General features: G+C 73.7%; 17 protein-coding genes and 1 pseudogene. 10 read left to right on the plus strand and 8 right to left on the minus strand.

From position 1 onward, the window contains the following. Positions 1-68: 68 nt before the first annotated feature. The 4 genes from ACZ434_RS20455 to aztA all read right to left on the minus strand — a co-directional run bounded on the left by ACZ434_RS20455 (position 69) and on the right by aztA (position 11,344). Positions 69-743 (minus strand): response regulator, encoded by a 675-nt coding sequence (locus ACZ434_RS20455; protein WP_468457750.1) that lies wholly within the window; start codon positions 741-743, stop codon positions 69-71. Continuing rightward, positions 703-1,992 (minus strand): sensor histidine kinase, encoded by a 1,290-nt coding sequence (locus ACZ434_RS20460; protein WP_468457753.1) that lies wholly within the window; start codon positions 1,990-1,992, stop codon positions 703-705. The genes ACZ434_RS20455 and ACZ434_RS20460 overlap by 41 nt, the downstream gene beginning before the upstream one ends. Positions 1,993-2,130: 138 nt before the next feature. Continuing rightward, positions 2,131-10,308: a type I polyketide synthase gene (locus tag ACZ434_RS20465; RefSeq protein ID WP_468457755.1), complete on the minus strand. Its 8,178-nt coding sequence runs from the start codon at positions 10,306-10,308 to the stop codon at positions 2,131-2,133. A 292-nt stretch (positions 10,309-10,600) separates the two neighbouring features. Further along, positions 10,601-11,344 (minus strand): zinc ABC transporter ATP-binding protein AztA, encoded by a 744-nt coding sequence (gene aztA / locus ACZ434_RS20470; protein ID WP_468457757.1) that lies wholly within the window; start codon positions 11,342-11,344, stop codon positions 10,601-10,603. Positions 11,345-11,358: 14 nt separating this feature from the next. On the opposite strand from aztA, the gene aztB reads away from it, so the two are divergent. From aztB to ACZ434_RS20500, 6 genes are all read left to right on the plus strand, one after another. Then, the gene (gene aztB, locus ACZ434_RS20475; protein WP_468457759.1) at positions 11,359-12,213 is read left to right on the plus strand and encodes a zinc ABC transporter permease AztB; all 855 of its coding nucleotides are present in this window, start codon (positions 11,359-11,361) and stop codon (positions 12,211-12,213) included. Between the two features lie 15 nt (positions 12,214-12,228). After that, positions 12,229-13,473, plus strand: a complete 1,245-nt coding sequence (locus ACZ434_RS20480) for a hypothetical protein (RefSeq protein ID WP_468457761.1) — start codon at positions 12,229-12,231, stop codon at positions 13,471-13,473. Beyond that, complete coding sequence (gene aztC, locus ACZ434_RS20485; protein ID WP_468457763.1) at positions 13,470-14,429, plus strand: zinc ABC transporter substrate-binding protein AztC; 960 nt, start codon at positions 13,470-13,472, stop codon at positions 14,427-14,429. The genes ACZ434_RS20480 and aztC overlap by 4 nt, the downstream gene beginning before the upstream one ends. 97 nt (positions 14,430-14,526) lie before the next feature. Beyond that, complete coding sequence (gene aztD, locus ACZ434_RS20490) at positions 14,527-15,732, plus strand: zinc metallochaperone AztD (protein WP_468457765.1); 1,206 nt, start codon at positions 14,527-14,529, stop codon at positions 15,730-15,732. A 96-nt stretch (positions 15,733-15,828) separates the two neighbouring features. Further along, positions 15,829-16,194 (plus strand): transglycosylase family protein, encoded by a 366-nt coding sequence (locus ACZ434_RS20495; RefSeq protein WP_468457767.1) that lies wholly within the window; start codon positions 15,829-15,831, stop codon positions 16,192-16,194. 75 nt (positions 16,195-16,269) lie between these two features. Next, complete coding sequence (locus ACZ434_RS20500) at positions 16,270-17,358, plus strand: sulfite oxidase (RefSeq protein WP_468457769.1); 1,089 nt, start codon at positions 16,270-16,272, stop codon at positions 17,356-17,358. A gap of 41 nt (positions 17,359-17,399) precedes the next feature. Here the strand turns inward: ACZ434_RS20500 and ACZ434_RS20505 are convergent, their stop codons facing one another. Together ACZ434_RS20505 and ACZ434_RS20510 are read right to left on the minus strand one after the other, a co-directional pair. Further along, positions 17,400-17,900 carry an N-acetyltransferase gene (locus ACZ434_RS20505; RefSeq protein ID WP_468457772.1) on the minus strand — a complete coding sequence of 167 codons (501 nt, stop codon included), beginning with the start codon at positions 17,898-17,900 and terminating at the stop codon, positions 17,400-17,402. A 67-nt stretch (positions 17,901-17,967) separates the two neighbouring features. Then, entirely contained in the window at positions 17,968-19,095 is a 1,128-nt protein-coding gene (locus ACZ434_RS20510) for a PP2C family protein-serine/threonine phosphatase (protein ID WP_468457774.1), read from the minus strand. 139 nt (positions 19,096-19,234) lie between these two features. Between ACZ434_RS20510 and ACZ434_RS20515 the strand changes: the two genes are divergently transcribed. Further along, positions 19,235-19,537 carry an ArsR/SmtB family transcription factor gene (locus ACZ434_RS20515; protein ID WP_468457776.1) on the plus strand — a complete coding sequence of 101 codons (303 nt, stop codon included), beginning with the start codon at positions 19,235-19,237 and terminating at the stop codon, positions 19,535-19,537. Further along, positions 19,534-19,926, plus strand: a complete 393-nt coding sequence (locus tag ACZ434_RS20520; protein WP_468457778.1) for a VOC family protein — start codon at positions 19,534-19,536, stop codon at positions 19,924-19,926. The genes ACZ434_RS20515 and ACZ434_RS20520 overlap by 4 nt, the downstream gene beginning before the upstream one ends. Positions 19,927-20,002: 76 nt before the next feature. Here ACZ434_RS20520 and ACZ434_RS20525 read toward each other — a convergent pair whose 3' ends face one another. Together ACZ434_RS20525 and ACZ434_RS20530 are read right to left on the minus strand one after the other, a co-directional pair. Further along, positions 20,003-21,538 (minus strand): fused MFS/spermidine synthase, encoded by a 1,536-nt coding sequence (locus ACZ434_RS20525; RefSeq protein WP_468457780.1) that lies wholly within the window; start codon positions 21,536-21,538, stop codon positions 20,003-20,005. Positions 21,539-21,746: 208 nt separating this feature from the next. After that, positions 21,747-21,968: pseudogene (locus tag ACZ434_RS20530) on the minus strand (nuclear transport factor 2 family protein); the annotation flags it as partial. Positions 21,969-22,057: 89 nt separating this feature from the next. Between ACZ434_RS20530 and ACZ434_RS20535 the strand changes: the two are divergent. After that, the gene (locus ACZ434_RS20535) at positions 22,058-22,627 is read left to right on the plus strand and encodes a PadR family transcriptional regulator (protein WP_468457782.1); all 570 of its coding nucleotides are present in this window, start codon (positions 22,058-22,060) and stop codon (positions 22,625-22,627) included. Beyond that, positions 22,614-23,429, plus strand: coding sequence for an SGNH/GDSL hydrolase family protein (locus tag ACZ434_RS20540; protein WP_468457784.1), 816 nt, complete (start codon positions 22,614-22,616; stop codon positions 23,427-23,429). The genes ACZ434_RS20535 and ACZ434_RS20540 overlap by 14 nt, the downstream gene beginning before the upstream one ends. Positions 23,430-23,601: the final 172 nt, after the last annotated feature.

A 23,601-nucleotide genomic window follows, 5' to 3' on the forward strand; every position in this document is an offset into this window, starting at 1 on the left:
GGGCAGGAACCGGCGCGGCTTCTGCACCCCAGGGGGGAGAGACGCCCGGCGCGGTCCCCGCCCAGGCCTCACCCCGAGGGACGGACCAGCCCCGATTCGTAGGCGAACACGACCGCCTGCGCACGGTCGCGCAGATGCAGTTTCGCCATGAGATTCCCCAGGTGCGACTTGACCGTGGCCTGCGCCACGTGCAGGTCCGCCGCTATCTCGGCGTTGGACAGCCCCCGGGCGACCAGGGCGAGGACGTCCCGCTCGCGGGAGGTGAGACCGCCCAGCCGTTCGGCCTGACCGGTCGAGGGCTCCAGCCGGTCCACGACCCGGTCCAGGAGCAGCCGGGTGATGCGCGGCGCCACCACCGACTCCCCGGCGGCCACGGTGCGGATGGCACTCACGACCTCCGCCGCCGGGGTGTTCTTCAGCAGGAACCCGCTCGCGCCGGCCCGCAGCGCCGCGAACGCGTCGTCGTCGTTGTCGAAGGTGGTCAGCACCAGGACCCGGGGCGGGTCGTCCCGCCGCATCAGCCGCTCCGTGGCCTGGATGCCGTCCATCACCGGCATCCGGATGTCCATGATGACGACATCCGCCCCGGCCGTCCGCACCAGGTCGAGGGCGTCGGCCCCGTTCTCCGCCTCACCGACGACGTCGATGTCGTCCTGGGCGGCCAGCACCATCGAGAAGCCGGCTCTGATCAGGGGCTGGTCGTCAACCACGACCACCCGGATCGGTCCGTTTTCCTGCGTCATCGTTCTTCCTTGTCGGGATCCGAGCACGTACCTGCCATCCACTGCCGAGCCGGGGGCCGGCCTCGAAGCTGCCACCGGCGATCTCCACCCGCTCCCGCATGCCCACGAGTCCGTTCCCCCCGGAGCGCGCGCCACCGCCGTCGCCACCACCGCCGCCGGCGAGCCTGCCCGCTCCGTCGTCGACCACGGTGATCAGCAGTGTGCCCCGTTCCTCCCACAGCCGGATCCCGACCTCCGCGCCGGCTCCGGCGTGGCGGAGCACGTTGGTGAGACATTCCTGAACGATCCGGAAGGCCGTCATCTCCTCCGCGGCCGTCAGCCGCCCTTCACCGACGTCGACGGACACGTCCACGGACAGCCCGGCGGCCCGGGCGCGTGCGGCGGCCGTGGGGATCTCCCCGAGGGTGACCGGACGCCGTTCGGGACCCGCCCCGGCGGGGTCCTGGTCACCGCCGCGCAGCACCCGGACGATGCGGTGCATGTCGTCGATCGCGTCCCGCCCGGTGGCGGCGATCGCCTCCAGCGCGGCCGCCGCCGTGTCGGGCGAGGTCCGCAGCGCGTACCCGGCGCCGTCGGCCTGAAGGGTCATCACGGCGAGGCTGTGCGCCACCACGTCGTGCAGTTCACGGGCGATCTCGGCCCGCTCCTCGGCGGCGGCCAGCCGGACCAGGTGTTCCCGTTCCCGCTCGGCCTGCCGGGCACGGGACGCCTGGCTCTCGGCGTAGAGCCGCCGGGCGTGCAGGGAGAAGGCGGTCAGCCACACCATGACCGTCAGCCCCCAGAACACCAGAAGGTCCTCGACGGAGCCCAGGAACGGTTCGACACCCGTGCCGGGCACCCCCACCGCCCCGGCCGCCGTGGCCGCCAGTACCGCGGCGCCCGCCGCGTACGGCATCCAGGGGACGGGGGAGTGGTGGACCACCGACATCATCGCGAACAGCACGGCGACGTCGTACGCGGCCGGTGCTGACGCCAGCTCCGTACCGGGCAGATCGTGCAGCGCGAACTGGACCGCGGCGAGCACCAGGACCGCCGCCAGCACCGTGCCGGGGAAGCGCCGACGCGCCGGCAGGCACAGCCCCATCAGGCCGCCCACGACGAGGTCGTAGTCGGCGCCGTACTGGTTCGCCGCCGTCACGACCACCAGGACGAGCCCCACGTCGCACGCCACGGCCACGGCGCGCCGGTACCGGCCGGACAGGGGCAGCACCCAGGACGGGCCGGAGGTCCCGGCCGTGTCGTCAGCCAACCGTCACTCCCCGTTCCTCCGGCCGAGTCGCCGCGCCCAAATGAAATCCCCTCCGGCGCCGGGCGGTTCGCGCCCGTGAACCGTGCCCGGCCGTGTCGGCGGACAGCGTACCGCCGGGCCGCGCGGGACCGACGCCGATCAACTGGTCAGCCATTCGTGGACGGTGAGCGCGGTTGTACGGGCGTGTTCCTCCAGGACGGTGAAGTGGTCGCCCGGCACGGTGACTTCGGTGTGCGGCAGGTTCCACGACGGGGCGGCTTCCACACCGGGCAGCGGGTCCCGGGCCCGGACGAACAGCGTCGGGGCGGCGAGCCGCTCGGGCCGCCGGCCGGCGAACAGGTCGAGGTACCCGGCCATGGCGGTGAGCCGGTGGTGATCGGCCGGGGAGAACTCCGCCGCCCGGAGCAGCATGTCCGACGTCATCGCGGAGAGCGCCTCCGCACGGTCGCCCGTACCGCTCGGATAGGTGTCCACCAGGACGACCGCGGCCGGTGCGCAGCCCTCGGCCGCCAGCCGTTCGGCCACGGCCTGCGCCACCCAGCCCCCGGCCGAGCGGCCGAGCAGCACCGGTGGTCGGCCGTCGGCGAGCGTACGGACGGCCGCGGTCTGCGCGGTGACGAGGGCGTCCAGCGTGCCCGGCAGCGCTTGCCCGGGTGCGAACCCCGGATACCGCATCGCCGAGACGGACCGCAGGCCCCGCAGCCCGGCGCCGAAGCGCGCGTACTCCTGGGGGCCGGAGAGGGCGCTGAGGGCGGGGAAGCAGATCAGCCGGGCCCTGTCCGTACCGCCCCGCGCGAGCGTGACGGGTGTGAGCGCCGCAGCGGGCGCCCCGGCGTCGTCGAAGACCGGGCGCAGACGCGCGGCGACGGTGAGGAGCACCATGCCGTCCCAGGTACGGCCCCGGGCGCAGGCGGTCCGGAAGAGCTCCCCCAGGGAATCCGGAACGCCGTCGTCCGGCCGGGCGCCGGCGCGGTCCGCGGCACCCGAAGCCCCGGGCGTGCCGGGACCGCCGCCGACATCACCGTCCGCGGGAGGGCCGGAGTCGTCCTGAGGGTGGCCGCCCGCGGCGTCGGACGAGCCGGCCGGAGCCGCCTCCCGCGTGTACCGGTCCGACAGTTCGGCGGCGACCGCCCGCGGCGTCGGGAAGTCGAACAGCAGCGTGGACGGCAGCGCCAGCCCCGTCACCCCGGCGAGCAGGTTGCGCAGATCGACCGCCGCCAGGGAATCGAGCCCCAGGTCCGCCAGCAGGTCGTCCCCGTCGATCGCGCCGGCCCCCTCCGGGTGCCCCAGGACCGAGGCCGCCCGGGACCGGACCTCCGCGAGCAGCAGCGCGCCGCGCTCCTCGGGGGGAGCGGCCGCCAGCCGCCGGGCGAACGGATCACCGCCCCCGCCGGAACCGGCCGCCCGTTCCGGGCCCGGCACCGGTTCACCACCGCTCAGGACCGCCGCGTCGAGACGGGCCGCCACCACCACCGGGTCGTCACCCGCCACGGCCGCGTCGAAGAGCGCCAGGCCCTCCTCCGCCGCCAGCGGGGTGAAGCCGGAGCGGGCCATCCGCCGCAGGTCCGTGTCGCCGAGGTGGGCCGTCATGCCGTCGTCCTGCTGCCAGGGCCCCCAGGCGATGGACGTACCGGGCAGCCCGAGCCGACCGCGATGACGGGCCAGCGCGTCCAGCACGCAGTTGGCCGCCGCGTAGTTGGCCTGACCGGCGGAACCGAAGGTGCCCGCCACCGAGGAGAACAACGCGAACATCGCCAACTCGCGGTCCCGGGTCAGCTCGTGCAGGGCGAGAGCGGCGTCCGCCTTGGGCCGCAGCACCCGCTCCAGACGCTCCTCCGTGAGCGCCGGGACGATGCCGTCGTCCAGCACCGCCGCACTGTGCACCACCCCCGTCAGCGGATGGGCCGCCGGTACGGAGTCCAGCAGGGCGGCGAGCGCCGTCCGGTCCGTGACGTCCACCGCCCGGACGGTGACCCGCGCACCCGACTCGCCCAGTTCGGCGACGAGTTCCGCGACACCCGGCGCGCTGGGACCGCGCCGGCCGATGAGCAGCAGATGCCTCACGCCGTGGGCGGCGACCAGGTGCCGGGCGACCAGCATGCCCAGTGAACCGGTGCCGCCGGTGATCAGCACGGTGCCTTCCGGATCGAGCCGGGGCCGCCGTTCCGTTGCCGCCGGGGCCACTGGCGCGAGTTCCGGTACGTACACCGTCCCCCGTCGTAGGGCCGTCTCGGGTGCCGGAGCGGCCAGCAGGGAGGGCAGGACGCGCCAGGAGTCGGCGTGGCCGTCCACGTCGACCAGGGCGAAACGGCCCGGATTCTCCCGCGACGCCGAACGGACCAGTCCCCACACCGCCGCATGAGCCGGTACGTCCGTCTCGTCACCGCTCCCACCGCCGTCCGGGCCGGCGGCACCGGTGGTGACGAGGACGAGACGGGAACCCGCGAGGCGCGGTTCGGCGAGCCACTCCCGTACCAGCTTCAGCGCGTGCCGCGCCGCCCAGCGCGATCCCGCGCCCGGGTCCCGCGCGCCGTCGGCCGCCGCCGGAGGCGGCGGGAACGGCGCCACGAGCACCGCCGGCGATCCGCCCCCCGCCGAGACCGGGTCGGCGTACACCGGAACGCCGGACCCCGGGGGCGCGAGCAGCTCCACCGGCCGGGCGCCGGCCGCGCCCAGCACACCCCACCGGGGCGGCGGCGCGGGGGCCGGCGGCTCCGGCAGGGGCGCCCATGCCGTCCGGTGGAGGCCCCCGGCGGCGGGTCCCGCCGTGCCCGGCGTGGCCGGAAGGGGCCGCAGCGTCAGCGCGCCCACCGTCGCCACCGGCGCGCCCGCCTCGTCGGTCAGCTCCACCCCGGCCCGCCCGTCCGGCCCGGGAGCGATCCGCACCCGCACCAGCCGCGCACCGCGGGCGTGCAGGCGCACCCCTTCGAACGCGAACGGCAAGGACACCCCACCGCCCTCGGCCCCGTCCGTCCCGGCCGCCGGGTCCACCGTGCCGCCCGTGAGCGCCAGGATGTGCAGAGCGGCGTCCAGCAGCGCGGGATGCATCAGGAACCCCGGGCCGCTCTCGTCCCCCGCGTCCGCGGCCCCGGGAAGCGCGACCTCGGCGTACAGCTCCTCCCCGAGCACCCAGGCGGCGCGCAGACCCCGGAAGGCGGGGCCGTAGCCCAGGCCCCTCCCGGCGAGGAGTTCGTACGGGCCGGCGTCCGGGCGGGCGGCGGACAGCGGCACCGCACCCGGCGGAGGCCAGGGCGCGCCCCCGGCGCCGGTGACGGCCGCCGCACGGTCCGCCGGTGCGAGCGTCCCGGAGGCATGCCGCCGCCAGGGCCGGTCACCGGCCGGCTGATGCGGCCGGGTGTGGAAGAGCACGGTCCGCCGCCCCGTCCCGTCCGGCCCCGACACCTTCAGCTGCAATTCCACCGTGCCCTGGGAGGGCAACGGCGAAGGCGCGGTGAGGACGAGTTCCTCCAGGACGGGCGCGCCCACCGACGCGCCCGCGTGCAGCGCCATCTCCACGAAGGCGGTCGCCGGCAGCAGCACCGACCCGGCCACCGTGTGGTCCGCCAGCCAGGGCCGGCCCGGCACGGACAGCCGTCCCGTCAGCAACAGCCCGTCGTCGTCGGCCGTCGCCGTGCGCGACGACAGCAGCGGATGGACCGAGGGGCCGGGCGGCTCCACGGACGCTTCCGGCGGCGAGGCGTCGAGCCAGTGGCGGCGGCGCTGGAAGGCGTACGTCGGCAGCGGGACGCGCCGCCCGCCGCGCCCGGCGAACCAGGCCCCCCAGTCGACCGGCACCCCCTGGCTGTGCAGAGCGGCGAGGGTGTCGGTCAGGGCGTCCGCCTCCGGCCTCGACCCGCGCAGCGACGGCACGACGAGCGCGGCCGGGGACCGGTCATCGCCCGGCGCCCGTCCCGGCGAGGTGAGGCAGCTTCGCACCAGGCCGGTGAGCACCCCGTCCGGTCCCAGCTCGACGTAGTGGGCCGCGCCGCGCTGCTGGAGGTACGCGACCGAGTCGGCGAAGCGGACCGGGCGGCGGACATGATCCGCCCAGAACTCCGGCGTGCACAACTCCTTGTCGGTGGCCGCCCGTTCCGGCAGGGCCGTGACGAGCTCGAGCTGCGGCGGGGCGAACGTCAGACTGCGCAGCACCTCCGCGAACTCGGACAGCACGGGCTCCATGCGCGCGGAGTGGAAGGCGTGGCTCACCCGCAGCGGTGTGGTGGAGCGGCCCCGTTCGCGGAAGTGGGCGACGGTCTCCCGCACCGCGGCCTCGTCGCCGGAGACGACCACCGACGCGGGCCCGTTGACGGCGGCGATCTCCACCGCCCGCCCCGTTCCGGCGATTCGGGCGGCCACCGCGGCCACCTCGTTCTCACCGGCGGCGACGGCGGCCATCGCGCCACCCGGCGGCAGGGCGTCCATCAGCCGGCCGCGGGCCGCCACCAGCGTGCAGGCGTCCGCGAGCGAGAGCACCCCGGCGACATGCGCCGCGGTCACCTCGCCCACCGAGTGCCCGGCCACCAGCTCCGGGCGTACGCCCCAGGCCTCGAACTGCCGGAACAGGGCGGTCTCCAGGGCGAAGAGGGCCGGCTGAGCGAACCGGGTCGAGTGCAGAAGAACGGCCCCGGTGGTGCCGGGGGCGGCGAACACGACGTCCCGCAGAGGCACCGGAAGCAAGGGGTCGAACAGGTCGCAGCTCTCGTCGAACGACCGGGCGAAGGCCGCATGCAGGTCCCGGGACTCGTACAACTCGCGCCCCATACCGGCTCGTTGACTGCCCTGGCCGGTGAAGAGGACGGCCGGCGGGGCCTGCCGGCGGGAGGTGCCCGTCCGTACCCGCGGCCCGCCGGTGCCGTCCGCCACCGCCCGCAGCGAGTCGAGCAGTTCCGCACGGTCCCGTGCCACCACCACGGCCCGCTGCCCGAAGTCCGACCGGGTGGTGGCGAGCGAGTACCCGATGTCCACCGGGGACGCGTCCGGATCGGCCGACACCCGCTCGTACAGCCTCCGTGCCTGGTCCCGCAGCCCGGGCCCGGTCCTCGCCGACACGGGTACGGCGACGGCGGCCACCGGCACCGTCCGTCCGCCGGCGCGGACGCCTGCGGCCCCGTCGTCCGCCCCCGGCACCCGCGGCGGCGTCACGGGATCCTCCGGGGGCTCCTCCAGCAGGACATGGGCGTTGGTGCCGCTGATCCCGAAGGAGGACACCCCCGCCCGGCGCGGGCGGTCCGTCCTCGGCCACGGCACCGCCCGGCGCAGCAGCTCCAGCCGCCCCGAGGACCAGTCGACCCGGCCGGCCGGCTCGTCGGCGTGCAGGGTGCGCGGCAGCATCCCGTGCGTCATCGCCAGCACCGTCTTGATCACGCCCGTCACCCCGGCGGCCGCCTGGGTGTGACCGATGTTCGACTTCACCGACCCCAGCAGCAGCGGACGCTCCCGCTCCTCGCGCCCGTAGGTCGCCAGGAACGCCTCCGCCTCGATGACATCGCCCAGCCGGGTGCCCGTGCCATGGGCCTCGACCGCGTCGACGTCCCCGGGGGACAGCCCGGCGTCCGCCAGGGCCCGCCGGATCACCCGCTGCTGCGCCGGGCCGTGCGGTGCCGTCAGGCCGTTGCTCGCCCCGTCCTGGTTCACCGCCGAGCCGCGCACCACGGCCAGCACCGGCAGCCCGGCGCGCCGTGCCTCGGACAGCCGGCTCAGCAGCAGCATCCCGGCGCCCTCGGCCCACCCCGTGCCGTCGGCGGACGCGGAGAACGCCTTGCAGCGGCCGTCCGGGGCCAGTGCCCGCTGCCGGCTGAACTCCACGAACGACGAGGGCCCGGACATCACCGTGGCGCCGCCGGCCAGCGCGTAGGAACACTCGCCCCGCCGCAGCGCCTGGGCCGCCAGATGCAGGGCCACCAGGGACGACGAACACGCCGTGTCCACCGTGAGGGCCGGACCCTGCAGACCGAACGTGTAGGCGATGCGCCCCGACGCGACACTCCCGGCGCTGCCGAGGCCGAGGTAGCCCTCGACCTGCTCCGGCGTCCGTGTCAGACGCTGGGCGTAGTCGCTGTACATCAGGCCGACGTACACCCCGGTCGGCGAGCCGCGCAGCGCGCGGGGAACGACACCGGCGTGCTCGAAGGCCTCCCAGGCCACTTCGAGGAGCAGCCGGTGCTGCGGGTCCATCGCCAGTGCCTCACGGGGCGAGATGCCGAAGAAACCGGGGTCGAAGCGGTCCACGCCGGACAGGAAGCCGCCCTCACGCACATACGTCCGGCCGGGCCGCGCGGGGTCCGGGTCGTACAGCGCCTGAAGGTCCCAGCCCCGGTCGGTGGGGAACGGCCCGATGGCGTCCGTCCCGTCCGCCACCAGCCGCCACAGCTCCTCGGGGGAGTTCACCCCGCCGGGAGCGCGGCAGGCCATCCCCACGATGACCACGGGGTCGTGGTCCGGCCGGACGACGCCGCCGTGCACGGGGCCCGCCTCGGAGGGTGCCTCGCCGCTCAGCGCACGCAGATGGCCGGCGAGCGCGGCGGCCGTGGGAAAGTCGAAGGCGACGGCCTCGGAGAGCGGCAGACCGGTCGCCGCCGACAGGCGCTCCCGCAGCACTGTCGCGGCCAGCGAGTCCATGCCCAGATCGCGCAGTGCCGTCGCGGGCTCCACCGCCTCCGCCGCGCAACCGAGCACGGCCGCCGCCTCGCGCCGCACCAGGGCCGACAGGTCTCCCCCCGGCTCCTCGGCCGCCCCCGCGCCCAGCGCACGCGCGGGCAGACCGGCGAGGGCGTGGCGCCGCACCTTCCCGGAGGCGGTACGGGGAATGCCGTCCACCTCGTACAGTTCGGCGGGAACCTTGAAAGCGGACAGCTCGGCCCGGCACGCGGCGAGGACCGCCCCCCGGTCCGGTGCGCCGCCTCCCGGCTCGCGAACCAGGTAACCGACCGGCACCTCGCCGAACACCGCATGGGGGCGCCCGGCCACGGCGGCGTCCGCCACCGACGGCAGCCGCCGCAGTACGGCCTCCACCTCCGAGGGATGGACGTTCGCCCCGCCCCGGACGATCAGCTCACTCACCCGGCCCGTGATCACGATGTCGCCGGACGCCTCGATCCTCGCCAGGTCCCCCGTGCGGAACCAGCCGTCGCGCAGCACCGCGCCGGTGGCCTCCGGCCTGCCGTGGTAGCCGGCCATGACCCCGGGGCCGCTCACCCACAACTCGCCCTCGCCGGTGTCCCGTCCGTCCGCGCCGCCCCCGACCCGGACCCGGGTGCCGGGCAGGACCCGGCCGCACGACGCGGCCGCTGCGCCGTCGCCGGGTGCCGTCATGGTGACCGGACCGGCCTCGGTGCTGCCGTAGTGCTCCAGGTAGGGGGTGCGGCAGACCGCCTCGAAGGACCTGCGGAACTCCGGCCCGGCCGGAGCGCCCGCGCTGACGCAGCCGCGCAGCGCGGCCGTCCCGAGCCCGCGGCCCGCCCCCTCCCGTTCCTCCTCGGCGCGGACCGCGTCGAGCAGCGCCGAGTACGTGGTGGGCACCCCTCCCAGGAGCGTGCAGGGGTCGTCCGTACGGCGCAGTTCGCCGAGGACCCCCGCCACCGAGAACCGGGGCAGGAGCACGGCGCTCGCGCCGGTCACCGTCACTCCGAGGACACAGACCACCTGACTCATGGCGTGGTGGAGCGGCAGCGGCCACAGCAGCCGGTCCCGCTCCGACAGGCCGAGGACGCCGACGAGCCCCGAGGCGACCGGCGCGAGGCGGTTGCGCAGAGTGGACAGGACGCCCTTGGGAGTGCCGGAGGAGCCGGAGGTGTACAGCAGCCAGGCCACCTCGTCCGGCCCGAGGTCGTCGCGGGCCGGCAACCCGGGCTCGGCGCCCGCCAGTTCCTCGTACCGCACCACACCGCCCACCGGCGTGCCGGTGCTCCCGTCCTCCTCGCCGCCCTCGGCCACCACCACGGTCAGCCCGGGGCGCGACAGCAGCTCCGGCCGGCGGGCCAGCCGCGCCTCGTCGGTGATGAGCAGGCGCGCACCGCAGTCGTCCAGCAGACGGGTCAGCTCCGCCCCGGAGCCGGCCGGGTCCAGCGGCACCCCCACCCCGCTCGCCCGGCTGACGGCGAGCAGGCTCTCGACCGCCTCGACACGGTTGCCCAGCAGGATCGCCACCCGCTCGCCCCGTGCCACACCCAGCCGTGCGACATGACCGGCCAGCCGCCGGGTCCTGACGTCCAGCTCCCCGTAGGTCAGCCGCGTGCGACCGTCCTCGAAGGCGACCTTGCCTCCGAGGCGCCGCGCATGCTCCCGCAGCGTCTGCGCCAGCGGCCTGATGATGTCCATGTCCGTACCCACCCGCTCGAACCCTCCCCTGGGAACCCGTCGTTGAGGATGACCGGACGGCCCGGCGGGTTCCGTGAGCGACGCCTCGTGAACGTGCGCCGCGCCGACGGCCATCATCGGCCCGCCCGGGCCTCCGCCCTCCCCGGACACACCGTTCACCCGGTGGCAATCCGGCCGACGCCGCCGTCACCCCGCGGAGCCGCAGCGGAGACCGGCTCGAAGGTCTCTTCGCCGTCCTGGTCGGTGCCCGGTCGCGGGCAGTCGCCCCCGAGACCCTTCCCGAGCCCGTCCCTCAGGCCGGTTGCCGATTCCGGGCGAGCGCCGAGGGGATGAGCACCTGCTCCGGGAGCCCCTGTCCCACCAGGCGCCCTTCGCGGAGCACGATGCACGTGCCGGCCGAGCGGGCGGCGTCCAGATCGTGGGTGGCGTGGACGACGGTCACGCCCTCGGCGACCAGGCCGGTCAGCAGCGCGGCCGTGCGCTCCCTGGCTTCGGGGTCCAGCCCGGTGGTCGGCTCGTCCAGCAGGAGGAGGTCCGACTCCTGCGCGAGCCCCTGGGCGATGAGAACCCGCTGCCGCTGCCCGCCGGACAGCTCGCCCAGTTGGCGCGTCGCCAGTCCGGCGATGCCCAGGCGGTCCAGGGCCGTGTCCACGACGGCACGGTCCCGCCGGGTCAGCCTGCGCCAGGGGCCGCGGTCGCTCCAGCGTCCCATTTCCACGGTCTGCCGGACCGTCAGCGGCAGCGCGTCGCCGACCGCGCTCCGCTGGGGGACGAAGGCCGGCGGCCGGCTGCCGTTCTCCCGCAGCTCGCCCGCCGTGGGCCGGATCACACCGGCCAGCACACCGAGCAGGGTGGACTTCCCGCTGCCGTTCGGCCCGACCAGTGCGGTGACCTCCGACGCCGGTATGGAACCGGTGAGTTGATGGAGCACCGGATGACCGGCGTAGCCCGCGGAAAGCCCGGCGAAGCGGATGCGGAACGCCGGGCGCTCGTGGGCGGCGGGGGAGAGGCGAGGTTTATTGAACATGATTGTCATTGTAGTGTGCTGCCATGGAGTGGATGACAGGCCCTTTCGAGGCGACCTTCGTGCAACGCGCCCTGTGGGGCGGGATGCTGGTCTCGGCGATCTGCGCCCTGGCGGGCACATGGGTGGTGCTCCGGGGAATGGCCTTCCTCGGTGACGCCATGTCCCACGGGCTGCTGCCCGGGGTCGCGCTGGCCGCGCTGTTCGGCGGCAACCTGCTGGTGGGGGCGCTGCTGAGCGCGGCCGTCATGACCGCCGGCGTCACCGCGCTCGGCCGCGCTCCGAAGCTGTCCCAGGACACCGGCATCGGACTGCTCTTCGTGGGAATGCTGTCGCTCGGCGTCATCATCGTGTCGCGCTCGCAGTCCTTCGCGGTCGATCTGACCGGATTCCTCTTCGGCGACGTACTGGCCGTCCGCGAACAGGACTTGATGCTGCTGGCCGTGGCCCTGACGCTCGCTCTCACCGTCTCGGTCCTCGGCCACCGCGCGTTCGTGGCCCTGGCGTTCGACGCCCGCAAGGCCCGGACGCTGGGCCTGCGTCCCCGCCTGGCCCACGCCGTCCTGCTGGGGCTGCTGGCGCTGGCCATCGTGGCGTCCTTCCACATCGTGGGAACGCTGCTGGTGCTGGGCCTGCTCATCGCACCGCCGGCGGCCGCGCTGCCCTGGGCGCGGAGCGTGCGGGGCGTGATGGCGCTGGCAGCCCTGCTCGGCGTGACCGCCACGTTCTTCGGCCTGCTGCTGTCCTGGCACCTCGGTACCGCGGCCGGAGCGACCGTCTCGGCCCTGGCGGTGGCCCTGTTCTTCCTGTCCCACCTGGCGTCCGGCATCCGCCACCGCCACGCACGCCCGGCCGGCATCCGCCCGGCGGCGACCGACTGAGAAAGACCTGAACCGATGTCCTTGCCCGTCCGAAGCACCATCACCGCCGGAACCCCGACCGCGCTCGTGGCACTCGCGCTGCTCACCGCCGGCTGCGCGGCACAGCACGACAACCCGCCCACCCCGAGGGCGAGTCAGGGCTCCGCCACTCCCCACGGCCATGTGGAAGGAGCCCGGGAGTCGGCCGAGCAGCAGTCCCGGCTGCTGCTCAACGACCCGGCGACCGGAGACACCCGGGTACTGGACCTGATCACCGGCGAGACCCACGAGGCACCCCGGACGTCGGGCGCCGCGGAACTGACCACGGACGGCCGCTTCGGCTACTTCCCCACCGAGGACGGCACCCGCGTCCTCGACGGCGGCGCCTGGACGGTGGACCACGGCGATCACGTCCACTACTACCGCGCCGCGATACGCGACGTCGGCCGCCTGCCCGCCCGTACCGGCGCCCGCGTCCGCAGCGACACCGCCGTGACCGCCGTGACCGGTCGGGACGGCCGGACCGTCGTCCACCGCCGCGCCGAACTGGAGCAGGGCCGCGTCGGCACTGCCCGCGCCCTTCCCGGGACACACGCCGGGCCGGTGGTGCCGTACGCGGAGCACCTGCTGAGCGTCACCGACGACGGGAGGAACGCGCCCCGAGTCACGGTGCACGACCGTGGGGGCCGGCGCGCCGCGTCCCCGCACGCCGTCTGCGAGGAGCCGATGGGCGACGCCGTCACCCGGCGCGGCGTCGTCTTCGGCTGCGCCGACGGTGCCGTGCTGATCGGCGAGGACGACGGACGTTTCACCGTCGAGCGGATTCCCTACGACGCCGAGGTGCCCCCGGAGGAACGGGCGACGTCCTTCCGGCACCGTGCGGGGAGCGACACGCTCACCGCGCCGGCCGGGGACCGGGCCGTGTGGGTACTGGACGTCACCGAGCGCACCTGGACCCGGGTCAGGACCGGCCCCGTGATCGCCGCCGGCACCGCGGGCGAGGGCTCCCCGCTGCTCGTCCTGGAGACCGACGGGGCCCTGCACGGCTACGACGTCGCCACCGGCGAGCGGACGGCCCGCACCGGGCGGCTCCTGGCCGAACGGCGGCGGGCGGACACCGACGGGAGCGGACCCGTCATCGAGGTCGACCGCAGCCGTGCCTACGTCAACGACCCCGCGGGAAGGCGTGTGTACGAGATCGACTACAACGACGGCCTGCGCATCGCCCGCACCTTCCGCCTCGACATGACACCGGAACTGATGGTGGAGACCGGGCGATGACGACACCGAAGCGAACCGTTCAGCGGCTGCGCCGCCTGCTGTGGACCCTCGTCGCCCTCGCCTGCGCGGCCACGGCCACCGCCTGCGCGCGCGACGACGACCGGCCCCAGGTCGTGGTGACGACCAACATCCTCGGCGACGTCACCCGGGAGGTCGTCGGCGACCAGGCCCACGTCACCGTTCTGATGAAGCCCGACGCCGACCCGCACTCCTTCGGTCTGTCGGCCGTCCAGGCGGCGGAACTCGAGAACGCCGACCTGGTGGTCTTCAACGGGCTGGGCCTGGAGGAGAACGTACTGCGACACGTGGCGGCCGCCGCCGAGTCCGGGGTCGCCACCTTCGAGGTCGCCAAGGCGGTCGAACCCCTCACCTTCCGGCAACCGGCCGACGGAGGCCCCGCGGAGGAGGCGGGGCAGCCCGACCCGCACTTCTGGACCGACCCCGACCGCATGCGCGCAGCCGCCGGTCTCATCGCCGACGAGGTGGTCGAGAACGTGGACGGCGTGGACGAGAAGGCGATCGGCCGCAACGCCGCACGCTACGACGAGCAACTCGCCGGACTCACCGACTGGATGGAGAAGTCCTTCGACCGCATCCCCGAGGAAGGGCGAGCGCTGGTCACCAACCACCACGTCTTCGGCTACCTCGCCGACCGCTTCGGCTTCCGGGTGATCGGCGCGGTCGTCCCCAGCGGCACCACGCTCGCCTCGCCGAGCTCCTCCGACCTGCGCTCGCTCACCGAAGCCATGCGCGAGGCCGGGGTACGCACGGTGTTCGCCGACTCCTCCCAGCCGGCCCGACTGGCCGAGGTCCTGCGCACCGAACTGGGCGGCCGGATCCGGGTCGTCGAGCTGTACTCGGAATCGCTCACCGCGAAGGGCGGGGGCGCCGACACCTACCTGCGGATGATGCGCGCCAACACCACCGCCATGACCGACGGCCTCACCACCGGCTGAACCCGCCCCACCGCGCCGGAACCGGCACGACCGGCCACCCCTCACCCCACTCACCACACCGACGCCGCACACACGCGGCCGAAAGGAGTCACGCGAAGTGACCAGCCAGATACGCGCCCGAGCCCTCACCGGCACGGCCCTCACCCTCGCGGTGTCCGTCGTCCTCACCGCCTGCGGGGGAGGTGACGGCGCATCGTCCGACGCGAAGGCGGCGAAGGGAACGCCGGGCACCGCACGCGCCGCCCAGGTCGAGAACCCGCTGGTCGCCACCTTCGACGGGGGCCTGTACATCCTGGACGGCGAAACCCTCGAACTCGCCGGGACCATCGAGCTGCCCGGCTTCAACCGCGTCAATCCCGCCGGAGACGACGACCACGTCGTCGTCTCCACCGCCAGCGGCTTCCGGATCCTCGACGCCACCGGGCAGTCCCTCACCGACATCACCTACCCGGGTGCCAAGCCCGGCCACGTCGTCCGCCACGCCGGAAAGACCGTGCTCTTCACCGACGGCACCGGCGAGGTCAACGTCTTCGACCCCGCCGGCCTGAGCGGCGGCACGAAGCCCCCGGGCCGCACCTACACCTCCGCCGAAGCCCACCACGGAGTCGCCATCGAGCTGAGCAACGGCGAACTCCTCAGCACCCTGGGCACCGAGGAGAAGCGCACCGGCGCGCTCGTCCTGGACAAGGACGACAAGGAGATCGCCCGCAACGAGAACTGCCCCGGGGTCCACGGCGAAGCCGCGGCCCAGGGCGAGGCCGTCGCGGTCGGCTGCGAGGACGGTGTACTCCTCTACAAGGACGGCGAGTTCACCAAGGTCGACGCACCCGACGACTACGGCCGCATCGGCAACCAGGCCGGCAGCGACGCCTCCCCGGTCCTCCTGGGCGACTACAAGACCGACCCGGACGCCGAACTCGAACGGCCGACCCGCATCTCCCTCATCGACACCGGAACGGCGAAACTGCGCCTGGTCGACCTCGGCACCAGCTACTCCTTCCGCTCCCTCGGGCGCGGACCCCACGGCGAGGCACTCGTCCTCGGCACCGACGGCAGCCTCCACGTCATCGACCCGCGGACGGGCAAGGTCGAGAAGAAGATCACCGTCGTCGACGCGTGGCAGGAGCCACTCGACTGGCAGCAGCCCCGGCCCACCCTCTTCGTCCGCGACCACACCGCGTACGTCTCGGAGCCGGGCAAGCGGAAGCTGCACGCCGTCGACATCGAGTCCGGTGAGAAGCTCACCTCGGTGACCCTGCCCGAGAGCACCAACGAACTCTCGGGCGTCGTGACCGGCCACTGAAAGGGGCGACAGGCCGGGGGTGATCGTCCCCCGGCCGGCGTAAGAAGCGGACCTCCGACATGCCGTCGCCCTGCCGGGTGCAGTAACAGTCTCCCTATGACACGCAGAGGAAACGCTCATGCGGGCCCCGGGCACAGGATGCCCGGGCGCCGTATCCGCACCGCCCTGGTGATCATCGTCGCGGCGGCTGCCCTCGGCACGACCACCGAAGCGGTGGCCTCGCCGCCGATGGCTCCGCGTACCGACTGGGACGCCATCGCCGCGTGCGAATCCGGCGGCAACTGGCAGGCGAACACCGGCAACGGCCACTACGGCGGGCTGCAGTTCACCCAGTCCAGCTGGGTCGCGGCCGGTGGACTCGAGTACGCCCCGCGCGCGGACCTGGCCACCCGCGCGGAACAGATCGCCGTCGCCGAACGCCTGGCCGACCTGCAGGGGATGTCGGCCTGGTCCTGCGCCTGAGCCCTCGGATGCCGGCACCCCGGCCCTGCGCAGCCGGGCGGCGGGGTGCCGGAGACAGGCGCACAATCGCGAAGTATGGGCATCTGGGGCAAGCGGGACGACATGGTGGTGCACGAACGGCAGCCGTTCAACGCCGAACCACCCCCGGCGGCACTGGCCGGCGCCCTGACCACGCCCCTCGACGCCTTCTACAGCCGCAACCACGGCCCGGTCCCCGACCTCGACCCGGCGGGGTGGCACCTCGAGGTGGACGGCCTGGTGGCAAGGCCGCTGCGCTTGTCGCTCGAGGACCTGTGGGACCGCTTCGACGAGGTCGAGGTGACGGCGACCCTGCAGTGCGCGGGCAACCGGCGGGCCGAGCTGATCGCAGTCCGTGACATTCCGGGCGAGACACCGTGGGGCCCGGGCGCCACCTCGACCGCCCGTTTCCGCGGAGCGCGGCTGGCCGACGTCCTGGCCCACGCCGGTCTGCGGTCGCAAGCCGCACACATCGCCTTCCACGCCCCGGACGTCGCCCCGTCGGCCGATCCGCCTCAGCCCTACGCCGGCTCCATCCCACTCGGCAAGGCCCTCGCGCCGGAGGTCCTGCTCGCCTGGACCATGAACGACGCTCCGCTGCCCCGCGTCCACGGAGCTCCGCTGCGGGCTGTGGTGCCCGGCTGGATCGGCGCCCGCAGCGTCAAATGGCTCACCCGGGTCACCGCACGGACCGCACCCGCGGACGGCTACTTCCAGACCACGGCATACCGGCTGCTGCCCGCCGACGCCGACCCGGACCAGGCCGGCCCGGAGGACGGCATCACGCTTGGCCCGACCGTCCTGAACTGCGCCATCCTGTCCCCGGACGACGACGCCCGGCTGCCGCACGGCCCGGTGGAGATCACCGGATACGCGCTGGCCGGCGAGGGACGCACGGTCGCCCGGGTCGACGTCTCACCGGACGCGGGCCGCACCTGGACCCGCGCCGGCGTGGACGGGGCCGGCGGGCCATGGGCGTGGCAGCACTGGCGCACCACCGTGGACCTGCCCGTCGGCGAGGCGGAGATCGTCGCCCGGGCGTGGGACTGCGCCGGTGCCGTCATGCCCGAATCCGCTGCCGCCCTGTGGAACCCCAAGGGCTACGCCAACACCTCCTGGGCACGCATCCGCCTGCACGGCCGCTGACCCGTTCCGGCACCCGGGCGCCCGCCACGCCCCGGCTCCGCTCAGGGACGGTCGGGCAGCTTCAGCCACTCGTCCCAGGTCACGTCCCGGCCGATGAAGCGCGGCCGGTCGAAGGGCCAGTCCTCGGCGATCCAGTTCGGTACGAACGCGTTCAGCGCCCGTTCGAGCGCACCGCCCACCTCGTCGTCCACCACCCACCACGAGATCTCGGCGTCGGCCCCCTGCTTCTCCGGAGGGTCGATGTAGACGCACCCGCGCAAGGCCGTGCGGTCCGCGTTCTCGATCGTGTAGTTGAACGACTGGTGAGCCTCGATCTCCGCGGCGTGCCGCTCCAGATCGGCGAGGTTCGCCTCGTACGACATCGTGGCCGGCGGCCAGGCCCAGGCAGGGCCGAAGATCGACCACAGCCGCTCCCGCGAGCCCATCACCGCCGGGTAGTCCAGCGGCGCGTCCGCACCGCTGATCGGGCGCAGCCGGTGGCCTCCACCGTCGGGTATCGCGACGTGCAGCGGATGGACGAAGTCAGGGGGCAGCCAGGTCATGGGCGCGAGCCAACCACGCCGGGAGAGCGCTCCGCAAAGCATTATGCGGGGGGAGACCGGTGTGCCGTCAGGGAAGCCGGTCGACGAGGATCATCGCCACGTCGTCCGTCAGGCGCCCGTCCGTGTGTCGCAGCAACGCCTGATGCAGTTCTTCCAGGAACTCCTGCGGAGTCGTGTCGGCGCGGATCCTCTCCATCGCCCGCTCCAGCGGGAAGAACTCGTCCGCGCGGTCACGCGCCTCGCTCACGCCGTCGGTGTACAGCAGCAGACGGTCGCCGGCCACGAACGGATAGCTGTCGGGCTCGTCCGGAGCGCCTCCGGCCAGGTCCTCCAGACACAGAGGCGGCGAACACGAGCCGGGCATCAAGGCACGCACCCGGCCCCGGTGCAGCAACAGCGGAGGGACATGACCACGATTGACGACGTGCACCACGGGTTCGTCCGGCACTTCGGCCATGGCCGCGGTGACGAATCCCTCCAGGCGGATCTCCTGGGAGTACGCACCCGGAACGGCTGTTTCCCGTTGCAGCGCGGCCGAACAGTGGTTCATGACCTCGGTCAGCTCCCCCTCGTAGTGCGCCGTCTCCCGGAACGCGCCGAGCGCGACGCCCACGGCGCGCATGGCCGTGAGCCCCTTTCCGCGGACGTCCCCCACGATCATCCGGACTCCGAACCGGGTCGGCACCGCCTCGTACAGGTCACCGCCGATCTGCGCCCGCGTCCCGGCCGCGAGACTGAGACTGGCCGCCCGCACCGGGCCCAGCCACGCCGGCACGGGCCGCAGGACGACCTCCTGCGCCGCGATGGCGATCCGGCGGACCTGCTCCAACTCGTCCAGTCTGCGCGCCTGCACGGCGTTGCTGGTGAGGTAACCGGCGACGGACACCAGGGTCAGCGCCAGGAAGTTGGTGTAGACCTGAAGGGTCGCCCACGCCTGGTTGTACGTGGCGGTGACGGCGCTCACGGCGAAGGCGAGGGCCGCCGCCGAAAGGGTGCCCCCGGGTCCCGACGCCACCGCCGCCAGGGCGGGCATCGCCGTGAGCAGGGGACCGGTGTAGAGGAAGTGGGCCGGTGTGAGCTCGATGGCCAGCACCGCAGGCGCGATCATGAACGGCAGCCACTGCAGCAGCGCCGTGAGCACCCGGCCGTACCCGCCGGTTCTCTCCTGGCGTCCCGAGCGCGTGGACAACCGCATGCGTCCAGCCTGCCCTGTCGCGGGGTGCGGCTCCACTCATCGTCCGTTCCGGTTGCGGACGGCCGGGGCACCACTCGGCACCATCGCCGTGACGCCGTACCACTTGATAGGCAAGCGGCGACTTGCCTATGGTGGGGTGGTGGCCGAAGACCTGTTCAAAGCGTTGGCCGACCCCACGCGCCGCGTCATCCTCGACGAACTCGTCGAGAAGTCCGGGCAGACCCTGTTCGAGATCTGCTCGCGGCTGGCCATGAAGCACCGGCTCGGCATCTCCCGCCAGGGGGTCTCCCAGCATCTTGCCGTGCTGGAGGCCGCCGGGCTGGTCGAGACGAGGCGGGAGGGCCGCTACAAGTTCCATGACCTGAACACGGCCCCGCTGCGGCACATCGCCGAGCGGTGGCCCCTGCCCGACCCTTGCGGTCCGGAGGAGAGCACACCATGAGGATTCATCTGACCAGCGTCTTCGTCGACGACCAGGCCGAGGCCCTGCGCTTCTACACCGAGGTCCTCGGATTCGTGAAGAAGCACGACGTCCCGGTGGGCGAGAAGGACCGGTGGCTGACCGTCGTCTCGCCCGAGGACCCGGGCGGCACCGAACTTCTGCTGGAGCCCGCCGCCCACCCCGCCGCCAAGGCCTACCGCGACGCGCTGGTCACGGACGGCATCCCGCTCGCCCAGTTCGCCGTCCGCGACGTCCCGGCGGAGTACGCCCGCCTGCGCGAACTCGGGGTCCGCTTCACCCAGGAGCCCTTGGAGATGGGGCCGCTGACCACCGCCGTCTTCGACGACACCTGCGGCAACCTCATCCAGATCGCCGCACAGCCCGGTTAGAGGGCGGGCCCGTACCGGGCCGACAGTTCGGAGAACGGCATCCGCCCGCCAGATCCGAACGCAGCCGCCGGTCTCCTCAGCGGCGGCCCTGTGAACCGTAGGGCTGGAGGAGCTGGTCGACGGGTGCGTGATCATCGGTGAGGAGTGGGGAGTCGCCGATCCAGGAGGTGAGGTCGTCGCCGGTGGCGATCCGCCACCCGGTCCGGCGGGCGTCCAGCGCATCCTGCACCGCCTCCAGGTCGACCGCCCGGTCGGAGGCGACCACCACGAGATTGCCGCCGTCGGGGGCGGTGGCCGGGTCGAGGCCGATGTCGGCGGGTTCGCCGAGGACGGCGACGTGCTCGAAGGTCTCGGCGAGCGTGGCGGCCTCGGCGCGGGCGAAGGCCAGATCACCGTGGTCGATGAGGTTGGCGACGTACAGCCCGTTCGCGTTGAGTATGCGCCGTACGTCGCTCATCGCTTCCAGTGTGGTGAGGTGCCAGGGGACGCTGACGCCGCCGAAGGCGTCGCCGACGACGAGGTCACGGCTGCCCGTGTCCAGTCGCCGCAGGCCCAGTCTGCCGTCCTCGGCGCGTACGTCGATCCCCGCTCGCGGTTGCAGCCCGAGCCGGTCGCGGTCGATGCGCACGACCCCGTTGTCGATCTCCGACACGAGACTGCGGGTCCCCGGCCGAGTGGCCGCGAGGTAGCGGGGGATGGTGAGCCCGCCGCCCCCCAGGTGGTGGGCGGCGAGCGGCTCGCCTTCGGGGAAGGCGGCATCGGCCACCGACGCGATGGCCCGCACGTACGTGAATTCCAGGTGGGTCGGGTCGTCGATGTCGACATAGGAATGCCGCACGCCGTCCAGGACGAGCGTGCGTCCGCCGTCCCGGTCGGGGTCGGTGACGACCCGTGCGCAGTGGTACCTGGTTTCCACGTCGCAGCCACCGGGCGCGACCGTGCCGGCGAAGCCGCCGGCGACGACCACCAGCGTCAGGGCGGGAGTTCCGCTCCACCCGCGCGTGCGCCACTCGACCAGCGCCGAGCCCAGCACGAGCAGCGTTCCCAGACCGATCAGGATGTTGCTGACCGGCAGCCGTGACACGAGGACGAAACCGGTGCAGACGGTGCCGAAGATCGCCCCGACGGTGCCGACGCCGGACAGCCGGCCGACGACCGTTCCGGTCTCGGCGAGGCTGGTGAGCCGCAGCTTGGTCACGATCGGCGTCACCGCGGACAGCAGCGCGCCCGGCACGAGGATGGTCAGGGACGCGATCAACAGCAGCATCCCCGGTGCCCAGTGCGCGGTGGCGCGGAGCACGGCAGGGGTCAGCGCGACCACCGCGCCGGATATCCCCAGGCAGGGACCGAGGAGCCGGGACGGATCGACCTGATCCGCGAGACGTCCCCCCAGCCAGGAGCCGAGGGCGATCGCCGTGAGGGCGATGCTGATCACCATGGTGCTGGTCTCGAGCGTGAGGCCGAGGTAAGGGGCCAGCAGGCGAAGGGCGACGATCTCGACCACCAGGACCGCGGACGAGGAAGCGAAGACGAGCACGGCGGCAACGCGGGCACCCAGGCCGTGGCCGCGTGGCGCGCCCTCGGCGACGGGCGAGGCGGACGATCCGGTCACGGACGCCATCCTCGCACGCGACGCAGCCGCCGGACGGCACTGAGACGGTTTCGCATTCCCTCCGGTCACCTGACGCACTCCTGCGACAACGCCCGCGCCGCCACGCCGGGTTGAACAGGTGGCCGCTCCGGATCGCGAACCCGGCAAGGGGCTCGCGGACGCGGCCCGGCTCCGAACGCCGCGGCTCAGACCCCGTCCAGGGGCTGCTGGGAGCCGGGACCAGCCCGTCCTCGACCAGGCCGGCGAGGACGGCCTCGCCGAGGGCCCGCACGGCGGACTGCGGCCGGACCATGACGGTGAACTCCATGATCCGGCCGTCGTCGTCGAAGCGCAGCAGGTCGATTCCGTGGATCTCCCTGCCGCCCGCCGTGGCGCGGAAGAACAGCACCGCGGACGGCGCGGTGGCCCCGCCGGCGCTGGTCTGCGCCGTGCTCCCATAGTCATCAATCTGAGTAGTCATTTTCATGACTATCATGGGGGCCTGTGGAGTGACAGAGGCATGCGAGGAGAGCGGACCCCATGGCGCTACGGCACGCCGTGCTGGCGGCACTGCTCGACGGCGAACTCAGCGGCTACCAGCTGGCCAAGGCGTTCGACGTCGGCGTGGCGAACTTCTGGTACGCCCAGCCGCAACAGCTCTACGCCGAACTGGCCCGGCTGGAGCAGGAGGGACTGGTCTCCGGCCGGGAAGTGGTGCAGGAGAGCCGCCCGAACAAGCGGTTGTTCCATGTGACGGACGCCGGCCTGGCGGAACTGGAGAGCTTCACGGCCGCATCGGCCAGACCGGCCTTCATCCGCGACGACCTGCTCGTCAAGGTGCAGGCCGTCGACCGGGTCGACTCCACCGCCCTCGTCGCCCAGCTCACCGAACGCGCCCACATCGCCGAGGCCAGGATCGATCTCTTCGGAAAGCTGCTGCGCCGCCTGCGCGGTGACCGTACGGAGGAGGAGTTCCTCCGCCACGGCGACCGCATCGGCCCCTACCTGACCTGTCTGCGCGGTGTGGCCTTCGAGCAGGAGAACCGGGACTGGTGCGTGCGCACGGTCGCCGTCATCGAGGAGAGGCGGCAGCCCCGTGCCCGGCACTGAAAGAGCGTATCTGCGCTATGTCGCCCTGGGCGACAGCCAGACCGAGGGCCTCGGCGACGGCGACGACACCACCGGACTGCGTGGCTTCGCCGACCGCCTCGCCGAACACCTCGCCCGGCACGAGCCCTCCCTCGAGTACGCCAACCTGGCCGTACGAGGCCGCCTCGCCGCGCAGATACACACCGGGCAGCTGGCTCCGGCCCTCGCCCTGCGGCCCGACCTGGCCACCGTGGTCGCCGGGGTGAACGACCTGCTGCGTCCCCGTTTCGACGCCGACGAGGTCGCCGCCCACCTCGAGGCGATGTTCGCCGCACTCACCGCCGCGGGTGCCCACGTGGCCACGATCACCATTCCGGACCCCGCCCGTATCAGCCCGCTCGCGCGCCCCCTGGTCCCGCGCGTCACGGCGCTGAACCAGCGCATCCGCCGGGCAGCCCGCCGCCACGGCGTCACCGTCGCGGAGACCGCCCTCCACCCCGTGGCCGGCGACTCCCGCCTGTGGAGCTCCGACCGCCTCCACGCCAACTCCCTCGGCCACGAGCGCATCGCCGCCGCCCTCGCCCACGCCCTCCGCCTCCCCGGAAGCGACGACGCCTGGACCCAGCCCCTGCCCCGGGCCCCCGTACCCACCCGCTGGAACGTCGCGAGCAACGAACTCCGCTGGGCCACGGGCTTCCTGGGCCCCTGGCTCATCCGGCGCCTGAAGCGTCAGTCCTCGGGAGACGGCCGTACCGCCAAACGCCCCCTGCTCCTCCCCCTGCGCACGGACGACGGCGACCCTTCGAGGGCCGGCGCTCACTGACCGCGCGGTCGGGCCGCCGGGACTGATGCCCGACCGAGAGGACTCCCACGGACAGGATCGTCGGGCTGATCGACGGTGTGCTGCGCCACGACGTCATCGACACCTGCCTCGCCGGCTCCTCCGTGCTCGGCGGACCCCGCCCGGCCTGCGACGCGGACGTGCCGGTCGTCTC

The sequence above is a fragment of the Streptomyces sp. NPDC030893 genome, from assembly GCF_055571535.1.